The sequence below is a fragment of the Pandoraea sp. NPDC090278 genome, from assembly GCF_044772185.1.
Taxonomy (GTDB): Bacteria; Pseudomonadota; Gammaproteobacteria; order Burkholderiales; family Burkholderiaceae; genus Pandoraea.
The window spans coordinates 547,631-564,093 of sequence record NZ_JBIVYJ010000005.1 but is presented as its reverse complement, the minus strand read 5'-3'; the positions used below and the strand labels follow the sequence as shown (position 1 = coordinate 564,093).

At 62.4% G+C, this 16,463-nt stretch carries 15 protein-coding genes; 9 read left to right on the top strand and 6 right to left on the bottom strand.

Annotated features, from left to right (window positions below):
* Positions 1-2 precede the first annotated feature (2 nt).
* The gene (pcaD, locus tag ACIQWO_RS20345) at positions 3-791 is read left to right on the top strand and encodes a 3-oxoadipate enol-lactonase (RefSeq protein WP_402828104.1); all 789 of its coding nucleotides are present in this window, start codon (positions 3-5) and stop codon (positions 789-791) included.
* Here pcaD and ACIQWO_RS20340 read toward each other — a convergent pair whose 3' ends face one another.
* Positions 792-1,757, bottom strand: coding sequence for a helix-turn-helix domain-containing protein (locus ACIQWO_RS20340; RefSeq protein ID WP_402828101.1), 966 nt, complete (start codon positions 1,755-1,757; stop codon positions 792-794). It lies immediately after the preceding gene.
* A gap of 278 nt (positions 1,758-2,035) precedes the next feature.
* Between ACIQWO_RS20340 and pobA the strand changes: the two genes are divergently transcribed.
* Both pobA and ACIQWO_RS20330 read left to right on the top strand, forming a co-directional pair.
* Entirely contained in the window at positions 2,036-3,214 is a 1,179-nt protein-coding gene (gene pobA / locus ACIQWO_RS20335) for a 4-hydroxybenzoate 3-monooxygenase (RefSeq protein ID WP_402828098.1), read from the top strand.
* Between the two features lie 259 nt (positions 3,215-3,473).
* Entirely contained in the window at positions 3,474-4,853 is a 1,380-nt protein-coding gene (locus tag ACIQWO_RS20330; RefSeq protein WP_150577568.1) for an MFS transporter, read from the top strand.
* A gap of 87 nt (positions 4,854-4,940) precedes the next feature.
* Here ACIQWO_RS20330 and ACIQWO_RS20325 read toward each other — a convergent pair whose 3' ends face one another.
* The 3 genes from ACIQWO_RS20325 to ACIQWO_RS20315 form a co-directional block, all read right to left on the bottom strand.
* The gene (locus ACIQWO_RS20325; RefSeq protein ID WP_402828268.1) at positions 4,941-5,801 is read right to left on the bottom strand and encodes a DUF72 domain-containing protein; all 861 of its coding nucleotides are present in this window, start codon (positions 5,799-5,801) and stop codon (positions 4,941-4,943) included.
* 124 nt (positions 5,802-5,925) lie between these two features.
* Entirely contained in the window at positions 5,926-7,680 is a 1,755-nt protein-coding gene (locus tag ACIQWO_RS20320) for a chloride channel protein (RefSeq protein ID WP_402828265.1), read from the bottom strand.
* Between the two features lie 92 nt (positions 7,681-7,772).
* Entirely contained in the window at positions 7,773-8,210 is a 438-nt protein-coding gene (locus ACIQWO_RS20315; RefSeq protein WP_402828094.1) for a MarR family winged helix-turn-helix transcriptional regulator, read from the bottom strand.
* 250 nt (positions 8,211-8,460) lie between these two features.
* Here ACIQWO_RS20315 and ACIQWO_RS20310 point away from each other — a divergent pair, with 250 nt between their 5' ends.
* A complete protein-coding gene (locus ACIQWO_RS20310; protein WP_039400430.1) occupies positions 8,461-8,703 on the top strand; it encodes a hypothetical protein in 243 nt (80 codons plus the stop codon).
* 76 nt (positions 8,704-8,779) lie between these two features.
* On the opposite strand, the gene ACIQWO_RS20305 is transcribed toward ACIQWO_RS20310, so the two are convergent.
* Positions 8,780-10,009, bottom strand: a complete 1,230-nt coding sequence (locus ACIQWO_RS20305; RefSeq protein ID WP_402828091.1) for a porin — start codon at positions 10,007-10,009, stop codon at positions 8,780-8,782.
* Positions 10,010-10,393: 384 nt separating this feature from the next.
* Between ACIQWO_RS20305 and ACIQWO_RS20300 the strand changes: the two genes are divergently transcribed.
* The 5 genes from ACIQWO_RS20300 to ACIQWO_RS20280 all read left to right on the top strand — a co-directional run bounded on the left by ACIQWO_RS20300 (position 10,394) and on the right by ACIQWO_RS20280 (position 15,023).
* A complete protein-coding gene (locus ACIQWO_RS20300; protein ID WP_402828088.1) occupies positions 10,394-11,341 on the top strand; it encodes an N-formylglutamate amidohydrolase in 948 nt (315 codons plus the stop codon).
* Positions 11,338-12,132 carry an IclR family transcriptional regulator gene (locus ACIQWO_RS20295; protein ID WP_402828085.1) on the top strand — a complete coding sequence of 265 codons (795 nt, stop codon included), beginning with the start codon at positions 11,338-11,340 and terminating at the stop codon, positions 12,130-12,132. The genes ACIQWO_RS20300 and ACIQWO_RS20295 overlap by 4 nt, the downstream gene beginning before the upstream one ends.
* Positions 12,133-12,199: 67 nt before the next feature.
* A complete protein-coding gene (locus ACIQWO_RS20290; RefSeq protein ID WP_402828082.1) occupies positions 12,200-13,687 on the top strand; it encodes a YfcC family protein in 1,488 nt (495 codons plus the stop codon).
* 252 nt (positions 13,688-13,939) lie between these two features.
* The gene (locus ACIQWO_RS20285; protein ID WP_402828079.1) at positions 13,940-14,425 is read left to right on the top strand and encodes a hypothetical protein; all 486 of its coding nucleotides are present in this window, start codon (positions 13,940-13,942) and stop codon (positions 14,423-14,425) included.
* Complete coding sequence (locus tag ACIQWO_RS20280) at positions 14,415-15,023, top strand: hypothetical protein (protein WP_402828076.1); 609 nt, start codon at positions 14,415-14,417, stop codon at positions 15,021-15,023. Before ACIQWO_RS20285 ends, ACIQWO_RS20280 begins: the two co-directional genes overlap by 11 nt.
* On the opposite strand, the gene ACIQWO_RS20275 is transcribed toward ACIQWO_RS20280, so the two are convergent.
* A complete protein-coding gene (locus ACIQWO_RS20275) occupies positions 14,980-16,419 on the bottom strand; it encodes a DEAD/DEAH box helicase (RefSeq protein WP_402828073.1) in 1,440 nt (479 codons plus the stop codon). The two genes, ACIQWO_RS20280 and ACIQWO_RS20275, sit on opposite strands and share 44 nt — an antisense overlap.
* Positions 16,420-16,463 lie beyond the last annotated feature (44 nt).

Sequence of the window (16,463 nt, the reverse complement as noted above, 5' to 3'; positions counted from 1 at the left end):
AAATGACGGTAGAACGTCTGATCGACGTGGGTGATGCCCAGTTGCGCATCGCCATCGATGGCGATGACCATGCGCCTGCACTGGTGTTGTCCAACTCGCTGGGCACGACGCTCGACATGTGGGCGCCGCAAGTGCCCGCGCTCGCGCGCGAGTTCCGTGTGATTCGCTACGACACGCGCGGGCATGGCGGTTCGTCCGTCACGCCGGGACCGTACGTCATCGACCAGTTGGGGCGTGATGTCGTGGCCTTGCTCGATGTCCTGGACATCGAACGCGCGAGCCTCGCGGGCGTGTCGATGGGCGGCATGACGGGCATGTGGCTGGGCATTCACACACCGCAGCGTCTGAATCGTCTCGCCATCGTCTGTTCGTCGGCGCACATCGGTGCGGAAGACGTTTGGAACGGCCGCATTCGCGCCGTGCAGGCCGACGGCATGAACGCTGTGACAGACGCCGTGGTCTCGCGCTGGTTCACGCCCGAGTTCGCCGAGCGCGAGAGCTCGACCGTCGAGCGCATGAAGGCGATGTTCCGCTCGCTCGCACCCGCCGGGTACGCGGCCGCTTGCGCGGCGGTGCGCGACATGAATCAGCTGGACGAGATCGCTGCGATCACTGCGCCGACGCTGGTCATTACCGGCTCGGGCGATCTGGCGACGCCGCCTGCGATGTCCACGGCGATGGTCGAGCGCATTCCGGGCGCGAAGCAGGTCATCGTGCCGGGCGCACACCTCTCGAACATCGAGTGTGCACCGGCGGTGACAGAGGCGCTGCTGACCTTCCTGCGCGGATGATTATTCGGTGATGGCAGCGACGAGCTCCGCCGCAAGATCGGCGTCGTCGCCCAGATGCGCGTGTTGCGCCGTTCGCCGGAAGGCTGACGGCGTGACGCCGACATGCCGCTTGAATACGCGGCAGAAGTAGGCGGGGTCCTGAAACCCCAATTCGTAGGCGACGTGTGAGACGGGCGCGGGGATGTAGATCAGCTTGCGCCGCGCCTCCAGCATCAAGCGGTCCTGCACCAGATCGAAGGCCGATTTGCCCGAGATGCGTCGACACAGACGATTGAGCTTGCTCTCCGTCACATGCAGCCGTTCCGCATACGCCGGGACGGCCCACGCTTCGGTGTAATGCGCCTCCACCAACGCGCGAAAGCGCGCGAACAGATCCAGTTCGGTACGTCCTGTGCGCGTGGCCGAATCGTGATGCGCATGCAGACGGGCGAGCAACAACAGCACGCTGCGCGTGAGCCATCCGACCATCTCCGCGTGCCCCAGTTGCGGGCGCGAGAACTCATCCATGACGAGGCCCAGCAGCGTGTAGAGACGGTCGCGTGTCTGAGGGGCATCGGCCAGCGGGAATAGCCACGGCTTTCGCAGCAGCGACGCCATGTCGGCATCCGCCCCGATGGCGGCATCGAACGGCACGCTTTGCGCCATCGTGAGCACGAAGCCATGCGCCCCGCGCGAGAAGCGGAAGTTGTGCACGGCCGACGGGTGCACCGTGATCACGGCCGGGCCCTCGACTTCCCACGTCGCGTCGTCGACGTTGGCTTCCACCGTGCCCTCGAAAATCGCGAGCACCTGAAACAACCCCAGATGGCGATGCGTATCGATATGCCAGTCGTAAAGGCGGCTGCGTGTCTCGATCCATTCGATATGGACGAAGTCGCCGCTGTCGGTTTCGGTCAACTCGCCGTACAAGGAGAATTCTGGAATCGTCTCGCGCGCCGCGCGCAGCCGGGATGACGCGCCTGACATACTGGTTTTCCCTTGGTCGAAGTTGTCGAAAAAGTACAAGAAAGTCGTCGATTCATCCATTCAACGCGACGTGCGCGCTCCATAAGATATGACGCATTCGCCCCTCGTGACAAGGCATCAAAATGACTTCGGACATGCTCGTTTACGCGCAGTCCTAAGTTGGGGCGGTTGGCGTGAAGCATCCAAGAAATGCAATCCGCCGACATGCAGTTTTCCTGTCACGAGATGTCTGGCGCAGGTGTGCCGGACGCGGGCGGTACAATGAAAGGAGACAACTCATGCGCACCCATTACCCTGTCGTCATCGTCGGTGCCGGTCCTGCCGGTCTACTGCTGTCCCATCTGCTGCATCTGCAAGGCATCGAGTCCATCGTGCTCGAATCGCGCTCGCGTGCCGCGGTCGAATCGACCATTCGTGCCGGTGTGCTGGAGCAGGGCACGATGGATATCCTGAACGAGACCGGCGTGGGCGAGCGCATGCGTCGCGAAGGTGCAGTGCATCACGGTGTCGAGCTGGCGTTCGGCGGGCAGCGTCACCGTATCCCGCTCACGGAGCTGACCGGCCGCGCGATCACCGTTTATGCACAGCACGAAGTCATCAAGGATCTGATCGCTGCACGTGAAGCGGCGCAAGGGGAGATTCTGTTCGATGTGTCCGACGTCTCGGTGCACGACATCGATAGCACGCAACCGAGTGTGCAATTCACGGTTGATGGTCAGCCGCGTCGACTGACGTGCGACTTCATCGCAGGTTGCGACGGCTTCCACGGCGTCTGCCGCCCGGCCATGCCTGCGTCGGTGCGCAAGGAGTACCAGCGCGTGTATCCGTTCGGTTGGTTCGGCGTGCTGGTCGAGGCCCCGCCTTCGTCTGACGAACTGATTTATGCCGCGCACGAACGTGGCTTCGCGCTGATCAGTACCCGCTCGCCCACGGTGCAGCGCATGTACTTCCAGTGCGATCCGAATGAGCGCGCCGAGGAGTGGAGCGACGCGCGCATTTGGGAAGAACTGCATGCGCGTACCGAGAGCGACGACGGCTGGCGTCTCAAGGAAGGACCGATCTTCCAGAAGAACGTGGTCGCGATGCGCAGCTTCGTGGCGACGCCGATGCAGTACGGGCGTCTGTTCCTGGCGGGCGACGCCGCGCACATCGTGCCGCCGACCGGTGCGAAGGGCATGAATCTGGCGGTGGCGGACGTGTGGCGTCTCGCGCGTGCGCTCGACGACTTCTTTCATCGCGACAGTGAAACCGCGTTGCAGGGCTATTCGGAGGCGGCGCTCAAGCGCATTTGGCGCGCAGAGCATTTCTCGTACTGGATGACGCGCATGCTGCATCGGATCGACGATGCGACACCGTTCGAACAGCAGATGCAGCGCTCGGAGCTGGAGTACGTGGTCAGCTCGCGCGCGGCGTCGCTCATGCTGGCGGAGAATTACGTCGGGCTGCCGCTGGCCTGAGCGTTACGGGCGTCAAGCCATCCATAACGGGCAGTTATGGATGGCTTGACGAAAGATCATTTCGACAGGCAAGGTAAGGACGTACATTAGCGGCAGAAATCCGCTTCGCTGCAATGCCGCATCAAGACGGCGGGCAGCTATCGGGCCGGACTCTCACACGTGCACCACCCCCCGACACTTGGGTGCGCGTCGGCGGCGACGATTTCAAAAAAATAATGGAATGAACAACGGGGCGGCATCGCCCCGAGGAGACAGCGTCATGAATCAACCGCGCACGGTGGACGTGCCCGCCTACATCAACGCACAGCGATTTTCCGGCTATCAGTGGCTGGTGCTGATCCTGTGTTTCTTCATCGTGGCCATCGACGGATTCGACACGGCGGCCATCGGTTACATCGCGCCGTCGCTGGTGCAGCAATGGCACATCGACAAGGGCTCGCTCGGCCCGGTACTCTCGGCGGCGCTCTTCGGTCTGGCGGGTGGCGCGATCTTCGCCGGGCCGCTCGCCGACAAGGTCGGTCGCAAGACGATGCTCGTGCTGTCGGTGGTGTTCTTCGGCATCGCCAGTCTCGCGACGGCGTTCGCGCAGGATCTCCAGACGCTGACTGTGCTGCGTTTTCTCACGGGCCTTGGTCTGGGCGCGGCCATGCCCAACGCAGTGACGTTAATTTCTGAGTACGCGCCGGAGGCGCGCCGTGCAGTGATCGTCAACACCATGTTCTGCGGTTTTCCGCTGGGCGCATCGGTCGGCGGGTTCGTCGCCTCGTGGCTGATTCCGCACTTCGGCTGGCATAGCGTGCTGGTGCTCGGTGGCGTACTGCCGCTGGTGCTGTCGGTGCTGCTGATCGTCTGCCTGCCGGAGTCGGTGAAGTTTCTTGTGGTCAAGCAGAAGCCGGTGGAGCGTGTGCGTCGCATTCTGTCGCGCATCTCGGGCGAATCGCTCGATGACGTTGGCGCATTCACCGTCGTGGAAGCCGCACCGAAGCGTGCCGGGTCGGCGATGGGGGTGGTGCTGTCCAAGCAATACGGTTTCGGCTCGCTGATGCTGTGGGTCACCTACTTCATGGGCCTGGTGATCTTCTATCTGCTCACGAGCTGGATGCCGATTCTGTTCAAGGACGCGGGCTTCACGATCGAGCGCGCTGCGCTGATCACGGCACTGTTCCCGCTCGGAGGTGGCATCGGCACGATTCTGTCGGGCTGGCTGATGGACAAGTTCAACGCACAGAAGGTCGTGGCCGTGGGCTACGCGCTGACGGCTGTGCTGGTCTATGCCGTCGGACAGGCGATCGGCAACATCGGCATGCTGGTGACGCTGATCTTCCTTGCGGGCACGGCGATGAACGGCGCGCAATCGTCCATGCCGTCGCTGGCGGCGATGTTCTATCCGACGAACGGTCGTGCGACCGGCGTGGCCTGGATGCTTGGCATCGGCCGCTTCGGCGGCATTGCCGGTGCACTGCTCGGTGCCGAACTGGTGCGTCGTCACCTCGGCTTTTCGGCCACGTTCTCGCTGCTGGCAATTCCGGCGGTGATCGCGACCGTCGCGTTGCTCGCCAAGAACGCATGGGAGCGTTCGAGCGGCAACCGCCCGGCGCAGAGCGCGAGCGAGGCACGTAATTCGGCCGCGATGCACTGACGTGCGACGTCTATGCGGCTAAACGATTGACCGTAGCAGTAGATGTACCGACGCGGCGCCTTGAGCGCCGCGTTTTTTATGGGCGTTTTATTTTCGCTTGGCGAGTGTCTCGATCATCGTCATTGCAGCAGCCGGGTTGCGTTCCTTGAAGCCGCTGATGACATACAGAAAGACGTCGCGATGCTTGGCCTTCGGCGGGGCTTTGGTCACCGCATCGAGATCGTCGGGAACGCCGCCGTTCGCGAACGTGGTCGCGCGGTCTAGCCATTGCGTCATGGCTTTGGGCGCGTAGCCGAGTTTGTAGCGTTCCTCGGTGCCCATGAGTCGTGCATAGACGAAGGGGGCGGTGACGTCAGCAATACACGGAAACTTGGCGTCTCCGGCGAGCACGATGGCCAACTTGTACTTGCGCGCGAGTGCGACGAACTCGGGCACGGCAAAAGTCTCGTGTCGTACTTCAAGGGCGTGGCGAATCGTGTGTCCGTTCGCGGACGTCGGCAATAGACTCAGAAAGTGCTCGAAGTCTTCGGCGTCGAACTGTTTCGTCGGCGCGAATTGCCAGTTCACCGGGCCGAGCTTCTTGCCGAGTTCCAACACACCGCTGTCGAAAAACCGCGCGACGGATTCACCGGCTTCGCCCAGCACGCGCCGGTGCGTGGCGTAGCGCGACGCCTTGACCGAGAACACGAAATCGTCCGGCGTTTCGTCGAACCAATTGCGGAAAGTCGCAGGCTTTTGCGAGCCGTAGAAGGTGCTGTTGATTTCGATGGACGTGAGGTGACGGCTCGCGTATTCGAGCTCACGTCGCTTGGGCCACTTCTCGGGATAGAACGTGCCTTGCCACGGCGCGAAGTTCCAGCCGCCGACGCCGATGCGAATACGTGTGTCGGAAGCTTTGGGCGGCGTTGTTGCGGAGGACGAAGCTTTGGAGGATCGGGTCGTCGCCATCGGGTCGAGGCGCACGCGCCGGTGCGCATTCGGTGGGAGGAAGCCCCGATGGTGGATCAACGGCCGGGCGCGCGTCAATGGTGCTGACGCGCGCCCGGCTCATGACGCATGCGAGCGCTGACCCTCAGCGACGTTTGCGTCCGAGGTGCAGCATGCGCTCGCGCACTTCCTCTTCCGAGCGCCAGTGTTCGGCCGGTTTGACGAGGTCGCTACGGCTGATGATGCCGATGAGCTTGCGCGAGGTGGCGTCGCTCACCACCGGCAGACGCTCCAGATGGTGCGCCGCGAAGCGGGCCGACACGATGCGTCCGGTTTCTGACGGCAGGGCGACGAGCGGCGGATTCACGCCGTATAGCTGGCCCAGCGTTTGCAGACCTTGTTCCTGCGCCCGGGTGAGCGCCTGACGGTCGACCATGCCGAGCACGGCGCGCGTGGCGTCGATCACAGGATAAGCGCGGTGACGTTGCGTTGCCCCAAAGGCGCGTTGCGCCGCTTCGTCGATGGTCATGTCGGCGACAAGCGCTTCCGGCTCGCGGGTCATCAACTCGCCGACGTGAAGACGTTCCAGCGGATCGACGCCGTACTCGCGGTGAATGTGACGTCCGCGCCGCGCAATCTTCTCCGTCATGATCGAGCGCGGCATGATCCAGATCGTCACGCCGTACGACACGCCACAAGTGAGCAACAACGGCAGCAGCGCATTGACATCGTGCGTGAGTCCCAATGCGAAGACGATGGCCGTGAGCGGGGCACCGAGCACGCCCGCGAGGGTGGCGGCCATACACACGAGCGCCCACAAGGTGATGTCGCCACCGGGCAGAATCGGTGCGAGCAATGTCCCGAGACCGGCACCGATCATTAGCAGCGGGGCGAGCACGCCGCCGGAGGTGCACGAGCCGAGCGCAATCGCCCAGATCAACGCCTTGACGAGCAGCAGCGCCGCTGCTGCATGCAGCGTGAAGTGACCGGCGAGCAGGTCGGCGATCACGTCATAACCGACACCCAGCGCGCGCGGTTCGAGGTAGCCGCCGATACCCACGGCGAGGCCGCCAATGGCAGGCCACCACATCCAGTGCACGGGGAGCTTGTGGAAGGCGTCTTCGATGGCGTAAAGCGCGCGCGACATTCCGGCCGACAGCAGCCCCGCGCACACGCCCGCGATCACGCACGACACCAGTGCAATCGGCGCGACGGCGGGCGTCGTCATCGGGAAGAGCGGTCCGGCTTCGAGCAGCAACGGACGCGCAAAACCGGCCACCGCACACGCCACGATCACCGGCAGCAGACTGCGCGGACGCCATTCGAACAACAACAGTTCGACAGCCAGCAGCACGGCGGCGACCGGCGTGCCGAACACGGCCGTCATGCCCGCAGTGGCACCAGCCACGAGCAGTGTCTTGCGTTCGGCGGCGCTCAGGTGGAAGTACTGCGCGATGAGCGAGCCGATGGCCCCGCCCGTCATGATGATCGGACCTTCCGCGCCGAACGGTCCGCCGCTGCCGATCACGATGCCGGACGACAGTGGTTTGAGCACGGCCACGCGCGGCGACATCTTGCTCTTGCCGAAGAGAATCGCTTCGATCGCTTCCGGAATGCCGTGGCCGCGAATCTTGTCGCTGCCGAAGCGCGCCATCGCGCCCACGATCAGACCGCCGATGACCGGCAGCACGATGACCATGGCACCGAGCGTGTTGCCCGCAGGCGAGTGCGGGGCGAACGAGAGCGTCTGATAGAAGAAGAGGTTGGTGAAGCCCTGAATCAGGTTCAGCAGCAACCAGGCAGCGGGCACGCCGCAGAAGCCGATCACGGCGGCCAGCGCGATGAGACGCGGCAGCCCGGGCGCACGCGCGAAGTCGCGGGCGTGTTCCGGCAAGGCCATGGGCGCGAGCGGTGAGTGATGCGCGTTCGACGCGTGCGTCGAAGCAGGTTGAGAAGCCGGTTGAGAAGCGGATGCCATGACAGTCTCGGGGATTACAGATGAACGCCACGAATGTGGAAGATGTCCGCAAACGTGCTCAATTCGTTGCGGTGCTGCGCGGCCAGATTCGCGAGACAGGCTTCGCCGGCCGACGAGAGATGCACCTCGACCACGCGCCGGTCGCTCTCGTTCTGGCGGCGGGTCACGAGCCCGGCCTTTTCGCATTGGGCGACGAGGGCCACCACGCTGTGGTGAACCGCTTGAAGGCGCTCCGCCAATTCACTGATGGACGCCCACTCGCGTCCCGGGATACCTTTGACGTGCAGCAGCAACAGGTACTGCTGGGGCGTGATGCCCCCTTCGCGTGCCGCCGTCTCGCTGAAATTGAGGAAGCGGCGCAGGCGATAGCGAAACTCGGAGAGCGCTTCGAAGTCGCTCTTGGTCAGCGCGTCGCCTGTGATCGGTGCGTTCGGCGGAGTCGATGCAGTCATAAGTCGGCCGTTAGGGAAATGGGATGTGTCCGAAAACCAAAAAATATATCACATCACGATATATATGCTTGGGCTTAGGGATAGCCGGGGTGACAATTCGCGGCCGATACGTGCAGAATCGCGAAAAAACGAGACTCAGTAGTAACTGGAAACTCGATCCCCGCCAAGACGTAGCAGTGCCGGAGTGCTGTTCACCGGGAACCGGCGACAGACGTCTTCCGAGCGGGCCGACCTCTGACAGGGAGGAGACATGGCTTCCACGGTCCGACGCCGCTGGCGTACGGGTACGTTGTTGTTGCTGTCGGTGGCACTTGGTTCGACCGTTGCCGCTTATCACTACGCCACCGGATTCGAGATCGGTGGCGGTGTTTTTCAGCAGATCGGCTTCGGACGTCAGGGCACGTCGTCCGGACATGCCGCGCATGCGCGCGGTGCGCCGTCACGCTGTTCCGGAAGCGATTGCCGGGACGACGGGGAGTCGCCTCCCCGCTGATGTCCGGTAATGCACCGCCGCACCCCGTTGCAGGGTGCGGCTTTCCTGCGCTTTCCTACCTTTCATCACGACCGTGTCAGAACGTATGACGCATGCCGATGGTCATGGCGTTCTGGGTCGCGTCGCGTCCCGGTGCGCCACCCGTGATGCCCGGGTTGTACATGTCCGTCGCGCGCAAGTTGGCGAAGTACGTGTAGATGTCGGTGCGTTTGGACAGGAAGTAGTCCAGGCCAACGTTGAACTGAAGCAGACGACCCGTCGCCGGTGCGCCGACGAACGAATAGCGCGAGTGCAGCACTGCGCCGATCAGCTCAAGATTCGGCAGTACCCAGTAGTTCACACCCACGTCGAAAACGTTCGTCGCGTTGTTGTTCGACCCGGCGGCCGCGAATGCGCCACTGCTTGCGGTGCTGGTGAACGTCGTGGCGAACGGGGCAGCGGTGCCGCCGAAGCGTGCGAGCGGCTGCAACGTGCGCGACCACGACGCGTAGACGCGCGCCTTATCCCACTTGTAGCTCGTACCGACCATCCACGTGCGGATACACACTGCGCCTGCATTGCCATAGGCCGGATCGCAGCCTGCACCGGATGACGCGCCCACATCGCTCGACGTGTTCGTGCTCGCCGTGCCTGTGCCCAGACGTGACTGCCAGTAGCCGAAGCCCACACCGAAACCACCGTACTTGTAGTTCGCGCCGAAGCCCAGCGATTGGCCCGTGGCCATCGACCCGGCGGTGCCGCCGAAGCCGTACGTCACGTTGGCCGTGAGCCCGCGGAAGTCCGGCGTGTCGTAACGGATCGAGTTGTTGGCGCGATTGCCACCCACGCGGTCGAGGTTGTTGTCGTGAACGCCGTTGATGAAGACGCCGAAGTTGTAGACGCTCGAATACCAGGTGGCGATCTCGTCGATGTAATCCTTGCGACGGCCGATCTGCACCGTCCCGTACGGGCTGGACAGGCCGACGACGGACGTGCGTCCGAGCGGCAGATTGCCCTGACCGGACGTGCCGTTGGCCACCGAGAAGCCGCCCTCAAGAATGAACAGCGCCTTCAAGCCGCCGCCGAGATCTTCCGTCCCCTTCATGCCCCAGCGCGATTGCTGGAGATCGCCGCTGTCTACGCTGAACCGGCTGCCCGTGGCAGTCCCCGTCGGTCCTGCGACTTTGCTGACGTAGGTCACCCCACTGTCGATCAGGCCGTAAAGCGTGACGTTGGATTGCGCGAGCGCCGATGTGCTGAGCCCCGTCAGTGCCATTCCCATCCCCATGACGGCCACGCGAGCGATTGGCCAGGCCTTGTGCTTCATATCCCCCCTCCGGGTGTTTGTGTGAAATTCGGTTTGTTACAAATGTTTTAATAATTAAAACAATGTTTTGAAAATTATCGAGTCGATGCTTCTGAAACGTCAACCATCGAGAAAAAAATCGAGCGGATGGGAGGAGAGGGGATTGCCGATTTTTGTATTTCAATCACTAAAACATGCTTGATGGCATTGGCTTTCGCTGTGATGGCGGGTGAGGTATTGGTCATCTCCTGCGTCGATGACAGATTCCTCAATTGACCGCCTCAAATTTTTGAGGTTTAATTTTTAATACGTTGTTTTAACAAATAAAACAACAGGGATTTGTGAGCTTCGATGGGTAGCGATTTCGACCGGTCAGCGGTCGTGGGAACGCGGAAAAAATTTTTGATGGTGACGCAAGAAAACAACAAGGCCGAAGTCGCGAACCTCACCACGGTTTCGTCGGCAGACATTTGCGTGTCGCGTAGCGAAGCGTGCGTCGTCACGCGTCCGGCTGCGGGCGCGTCCGACGTATGCCTGCCGATCGTGTTCGACTCGCCGCATAGCGGCGTTGGCATGCCGGACGACTTCCACACGTCGGTGCCGCATGAGGCGCTCCTTACCGGCTGGGACGCCTTCGTCGACCAGCTTTGGGCGTGTGTGCCGCGCCACGGCGGCACGTTGATCGCCGCGAACTTCCCGCGCATGTACATCGACGCGAATCGCGCCGTGACCGACATCGACACCGACATGCTCGATGCACCCTGGCCCGGTCCGATCGCGCCGGAGAAGTACTCGGCGCGCGGCATGGGGCTGCTGCGCCGCTATGCCCTGCCGGGCATGCCGATGTACGACCGGAAGCTGACGGTGGCCGAGGTGCGTCATCGTATCGACGCGTATTACCTGCCGTACCGTCAGGCGCTGATCGATGCGGCTCAGGACGCCTATGCGCGTCACGGCGCGTTGTGGCACGTCGACTGTCATTCGATGAAGTCGCGTGGCAACGCCATGAATGTGGACGACGGTGCGGCGCGTCCCGACATGGTCGTGAGCGACCGGCTGGGCACGACATCCGATCCGGTGTTCACGCAGTGGGTCGCCGACCAGCTGCGCGAACTGGGCTATCGGGTTCAGGTCAATACGCCGTATCAGGGCGGCGATCTGCTCACGGCGGTGAGCGATCCGGCCCGTCGCCGTTCGAGCTTGCAAATTGAAATCAACCGCGCGTTGTACATGGACGAGGCGCGCTTTGTGAAGCACGCAGGATTTGATACGCTCGGGCGCCATCTGGAAACGTTCACGGCTGCGCTCGCCCGGTGGGTCCGCTCGCAGTCAAGCCCGAAGGAAATCCCATGAACTACATCGTCGATTCCGTCGACAGCGCCCTGAAACTGCTCTCGCTCGTTGCGGAGCATCCGGGGCTGGGCGTGACCGAGTTGTCCAACCGTCTGGGCATCAACAAGTCGCGCACCTATCGCATGTTGTGCACGCTGGAGCACAACCGCTTCGTGTTGCAGGACGAGCGCACGACGACCTACGCGCTCGGTCCGCAGGCGTTCGTGATCGGGGTGGCCGCGTCGCAGCAGAACATTCTTGTACGCGCGGCGCAGAAGCACATGTTGACGCTCAATCAGGCGATCAACGAGACCGTCGTGCTGCGCGTGCCCGAAGGGCTGGAAACGGTGTGCGTCGCACGTTGTGAGACCACGCATCAGGTGCGCTCGGTCGGCTCGGTCGGAAACCGTCGTCCGCTCAGTTCGGGGGCGTCGGGCAAATTGCTGCTCGCGTTTTCGCAGGACGCCATTCGCAACGAGTTTTTTGCACGGATGAAGCACGTGCCGGTCGCAGCCGACGCGATGGCGTTTGCGGACGAACTCGCCGCCGTTACGCGCAAGGGGTATGCGATGAGTGCGGGAGAAGTCACGAGTGGTGCTGTCGCCATTGCGGTGCCGGTGCGCGACGTGTCGGGCGAGGTCGTGGCAGCCCTCTCGATTTCGGGGCCGGAAGCGCGCATCAGCCGTATCGAGATCCCGGACTATCTGGAGCGTCTGCAAGCGTGCAGCCGCCAGATCTCCGCAGAACTGGGTTACACGGGCGGCGCTGCCGCACAGGCCTCGTTCGAAGCGCAAGCCAACAAGGTGGCGTAGTCGGCCGCCTCAGGCGCGGTGCGACGTCATTTCACGAATACAACAAGAGACAACAGGCAGGACAGACATGACAGCACTCGCGCCGACGCCCGTCGACGGGCACCCCGCATCCCAGCAATCCGAATTGCCGGACCCGCCCGCGGGGCATACCGAGAAGCCGCACGGCAAGATGTTGCATCCCGTCATCATGATGCTGTGGGTGCTCGTGATGGCCGTGGCGATGACGTGGTGGGTCGATGCCGGACGCTTCGAGCGCGACGGCAAGCTCGTGGTGCCGGGCACGTACGAGGTGGTGCCGAAGACGCACGACATCGGCATGCTGATCGCACCCAAAGCCACGCACAGCACGCCTGAGCAGGCACAGCCGGCGAACGTCGTCTCCGCGTTTCTTTCGGTGCCGCAAGGGCTGGTGAAGAACGCGCCGCTCATTTTCATGGTGATGTTCGTGGGCGGCATGTTCGGTGTGATGCGCAAGACAGGGGCCATCGACGCAGGTATCGACCGGCTGCTGCAACTCACGTCAGGCAACATGTATGTGCTCGCACCGCTACTGATGGTGCTGATCGCGCTGGGCAGCACGCTGCTCGGCTTCATCTCCGAGTATCTCGTCGTCATTCCGATGGTGATGGTGCTCACGCGCCGACTTGGACTGTCGAATCTGTTTGCCGTCGCGCTGGTGGCGATTGCGGCAAAGATCGGTTACATCGCGTCGGTGACGAACCCGCTGGCACTGGCCGTGGCGCAGCCGCTCGTCGGCTTGCCGCTGTTTTCCGGGATCGGTTTGCGTATTGCGGTGTTTGTGGTGTTTCTGGCGCTGGGCATCGCATACTTCCTGTGGCACGTGTATCGCAGTGAATACCGCTTGAGCGAGGCGCGCGCACAGATGGCGACGGTGGCGCATCTGCACGCGCGGTTGTCGGGGCGTCACAAGGCGACGTTGCTTGTGCTGGCTGTGGCGGCTGCGATGCTCGTCTACGGCACGCGCGAACTGAAGTGGGGCAATCTGGAGTTGTCGGCCTTTTACGTGCTGACGAGTCTTGTGACGGCCGTTGTCGGTCGTCTCGATTCGCGCACGGCGGCGGATGCGTTCGTCGAGGGACTCAAGGGCATGATGCTCGCCGGGTTGCTGATCGGTCTCGCGGCGTCCGTCGAGATCATTCTGCATGGCAGCTATGTGCTCGATACGCTGATCAACGACTTCACGCGCACGGTGCGCGGACAGTCGGCGGTCGCGGTGGCGAACGGGCTGATGGGAGTGCAGATGGCGCTGGACGTCTTTATTCCGTCGGTGTCGGGCAAGGCGGCGGTGAGCATGCCGATCATCGGACCGATTGCGCAGCTCTCGGGCGTCAGTCCGCAGACGTCGGTGCTGGCGTTCCTGCTCGGCGGCGGACTGACGAACATGATTACTCCGACCTCCGGCATGCTGCTCGCGTATCTCGCCACAGCGCGCGTGGGGTTCGGCCAGTGGATCAAGTTCATCCTGCCGCTGTTTCTGGTGCTGCTGTTGCTTTCGGGCGGCGCGCTTGCGTTCGCGGTGGTGACGGGGTATTGAGTAAATTGCGTAGGGCTTTGTGAAAAGCCCAGCAATTTCCGATTTTCGTCTCAACTATGTCGCTCGGATCAAGTGCCACTGTGCGGTCTACGGGCCGTAGTTTCCGGCCGTAGCCGCGTCGACGCATTCTTCAAACGCAAAGCCGTCGTCGCACGCTTTCTTACTTCCCTTACGCTTCCGACTTCTTCATCGCTGACATCGCGGCGCGCCGCGCAGTTGCCGCCGCGATGGTCATACATAAGGAGCTTCGGAATGAGCGATTCACATCAGGTAGAAATTTCACTGCGCGAGCAATATCTCAATCGCGTCGGCACCTTGCTTAGCGATGCCAGGGCATGGTGTCTTAAGCATGAGCTTCAGGTCGAGAGCAGGCCCCACACCGTGGAAGATCAGGACGACGGCAAGTATGAGGTCACGGCTCTACACATTTTCAAAGACGGCACGTTGCTGGCAAAGCTTGTCCCGATAGGGAAGGACATCATTGGTGCCGACGGTCGTGTGGACATCGTAGGGTGGTTGGGATCTCGCTACCTGTTGTTCGTCAGTGAGGAAATCCTGGCGCCCAAGTGTGCAACGATCGTTACGCATCATCCGGATCGCGCGTCGACTGCACGGTTGGTACGGGGCGTTAAAGAGGATGGGTGGTACTGGCTTGAATCGAACGTGCGCCGCGCAGTGCGCGTCGATGAAGATCTGTTCATTGATCTAGTCACCGACGTATCCGACTATGACCTGTGACAACTCTCTTCAAGCGGTTTACCAGGCTTACCTCGTGTCGCATGAGACGCTTAACGTAGCGAAGCGAGCTGCCCGACGACGGAATGGGCGTCCCGTTGGGCGCACCGAACTGGGAGCCTCAAAGCCGAACGACGCGACGACGGCATTGGAGAGTGCCGAACAACAAGCGTGCGAGCTTGCCGTGTTCGCGTTGTTTGTTGCGTTCGAAAGGTACGTTGTCGAACATTTGCAGACGGCTCACGAGCGATTGACTTCAGGCTATCCCTCAGCGTATTCGAGGAGGCTCGCCGAGAAGTTCAGGAGTGAGGTGGAGTATTGGCGATTCGATGAGGTTCTGGATCTATTCAAGCCGGACGTGGGCGCCGAGAAAATCGGACGGGTAAAGCAGATCAAGAAATATCGAGACTGGATTGCGCACCGGAATACTCGCAAGGAGGCCCCGTCGCACACGACGCCCGATGCCACCTACACATTGTTAAGCGATGTCGCTGAAAAAATCGGCGCGATTCATAACGACGTCAGTCATAACACGCGCGCGGGCTCGCGTTTCGAGACTATCGCTTACCGCGACCACCCGCCGGTTTACCGGCAGGCTTGAGCAAATTCGCGACGGAGTCTTTCGCAGGCTTGCTGCGCGCCTTTTGTCCACTGAACGGGTTGCCGCTGGCGGGCTTCGGGCTGTTGCTCGTCGATGCAGGGCGCTGTGTCGCAGGTTTGCGTGGCTTCTCGCCGTGTTGTGGGTTCGGCTTCTTGCCAGACGCGGGCTGCGTGCCCACGCCGGTCTGCGGCACCTTCGGCTTCTTCGGTTTTTTCGGCTTCTTGATGACCTGTCCGGTTGCGCTGGTCTCCGGCACACGGTGTTCGGCTTCGAACCCCGGTTCCTCCTCGCGACGCAGCGTTTGCTGGATCAGTGCTTCGATGGCGGCCAGTTGTGGCGCTTCGTCGGCACACACGAGCGAAACTGCCACGCCGTTCGCCCCGGCGCGGCCGGTGCGACCGATGCGGTGCACGTAGTCTTGCGCCACGATCGGCAGATCGACGTTGATGACGAGCGGCAGGTCGTCGATGTCCAGTCCGCGCGCGGCGACGTCGGTCGCCACCAGCATCTGCACTTCGCCCGTCTTGAAACGCTCCAGCGCGCGCAGTCGTGCTGGCTGCGGCTTGTCGCCGTGGATGGTGTCGACCGAGTAGCCCGCTTCATCCAGAACGCCCGCCAGATAGTCCACGCCATTGCGCGTCTTGACGAACACCAGCGCATGCTTCCAGTCGTTCTCGGCGACCAGATGCATGAAGAGCGCCGGTTTGTTGCGCTTGTCCACCGGGATGACCCACTGCTTGATCTTGCTGGCCGTGGCATTGCGCGGACTCACGCTGATATCGACCGGCTCGCGCAGAATGTTCGCGGCCATCGCGCGAATGTCGTCGGTGAACGTCGCGGAGAACAGCAGCGTCTGACGCTGGGCCGGGAGCGCCGCGAACACCGCGTTGAGTTCGCGAGAAAAACCGAGATCCAGCATGCGGTCGGCTTCGTCGAGCACCAGTGTCTGCACCTGATCGAACTGCACGGCGTTCTGACGATTCAGGTCCAGCAGACGACCCGGCGTCGCTACAAGCACATCCACGCCCTTGCGCAACTTCATCATTTGCGGATTGATACTCACACCGCCGTAGGCAGCGAGAAGTCGCAAACCAAGCCCCTTGCCGTACTCGACGAAGCTTTGCAGCACTTGCTCCGCCAGCTCACGCGTGGGCACCAGCACCAGTACGCGTGCCCGGTTGCTGGACACTTGCGGTCCGAGTTGCACGAGGCGCTGCAACAGCGGCAGCGCGAAACCTGCGGTCTTGCCCGTGCCGGTCTGCGCGGCCGCCATGACGTCCTTGCCCGCGAGGACGGCAGGAATCGCCTTCGCCTGCACCGGCGTAGGTGTCTCGTAGTTGAGATCCTGCAAATTCCGCAGCAACGGATCGATCAGACCCAGCGAGTCAAAAGACATGGACGTATTCCGGACGAAAACCCCAATTTTAACGGTTAGTGGGT

Coding starts and splice junctions, on each gene's coding strand:
- pcaD (WP_402828104.1), top strand. CDS start 3: ATGACGGTAGAACGTCTGATCGACGTGGGTGATGCCCAGTTGCGCATC.
- ACIQWO_RS20340 (WP_402828101.1), bottom strand. CDS start 1,757: ATGTCAGGCGCGTCATCCCGGCTGCGCGCGGCGCGCGAGACGATTCCA.
- pobA (WP_402828098.1), top strand. CDS start 2,036: ATGCGCACCCATTACCCTGTCGTCATCGTCGGTGCCGGTCCTGCCGGT.
- ACIQWO_RS20330 (WP_150577568.1), top strand. CDS start 3,474: ATGAATCAACCGCGCACGGTGGACGTGCCCGCCTACATCAACGCACAG.
- ACIQWO_RS20325 (WP_402828268.1), bottom strand. CDS start 5,801: ATGGCGACGACCCGATCCTCCAAAGCTTCGTCCTCCGCAACAACGCCG.
- ACIQWO_RS20320 (WP_402828265.1), bottom strand. CDS start 7,680: ATGGCCTTGCCGGAACACGCCCGCGACTTCGCGCGTGCGCCCGGGCTG.
- ACIQWO_RS20315 (WP_402828094.1), bottom strand. CDS start 8,210: ATGACTGCATCGACTCCGCCGAACGCACCGATCACAGGCGACGCGCTG.
- ACIQWO_RS20310 (WP_039400430.1), top strand. CDS start 8,461: ATGGCTTCCACGGTCCGACGCCGCTGGCGTACGGGTACGTTGTTGTTG.
- ACIQWO_RS20305 (WP_402828091.1), bottom strand. CDS start 10,009: ATGAAGCACAAGGCCTGGCCAATCGCTCGCGTGGCCGTCATGGGGATG.
- ACIQWO_RS20300 (WP_402828088.1), top strand. CDS start 10,394: ATGGTGACGCAAGAAAACAACAAGGCCGAAGTCGCGAACCTCACCACG.
- ACIQWO_RS20295 (WP_402828085.1), top strand. CDS start 11,338: ATGAACTACATCGTCGATTCCGTCGACAGCGCCCTGAAACTGCTCTCG.
- ACIQWO_RS20290 (WP_402828082.1), top strand. CDS start 12,200: ATGACAGCACTCGCGCCGACGCCCGTCGACGGGCACCCCGCATCCCAG.
- ACIQWO_RS20285 (WP_402828079.1), top strand. CDS start 13,940: ATGAGCGATTCACATCAGGTAGAAATTTCACTGCGCGAGCAATATCTC.
- ACIQWO_RS20280 (WP_402828076.1), top strand. CDS start 14,415: ATGACCTGTGACAACTCTCTTCAAGCGGTTTACCAGGCTTACCTCGTG.
- ACIQWO_RS20275 (WP_402828073.1), bottom strand. CDS start 16,419: ATGTCTTTTGACTCGCTGGGTCTGATCGATCCGTTGCTGCGGAATTTG.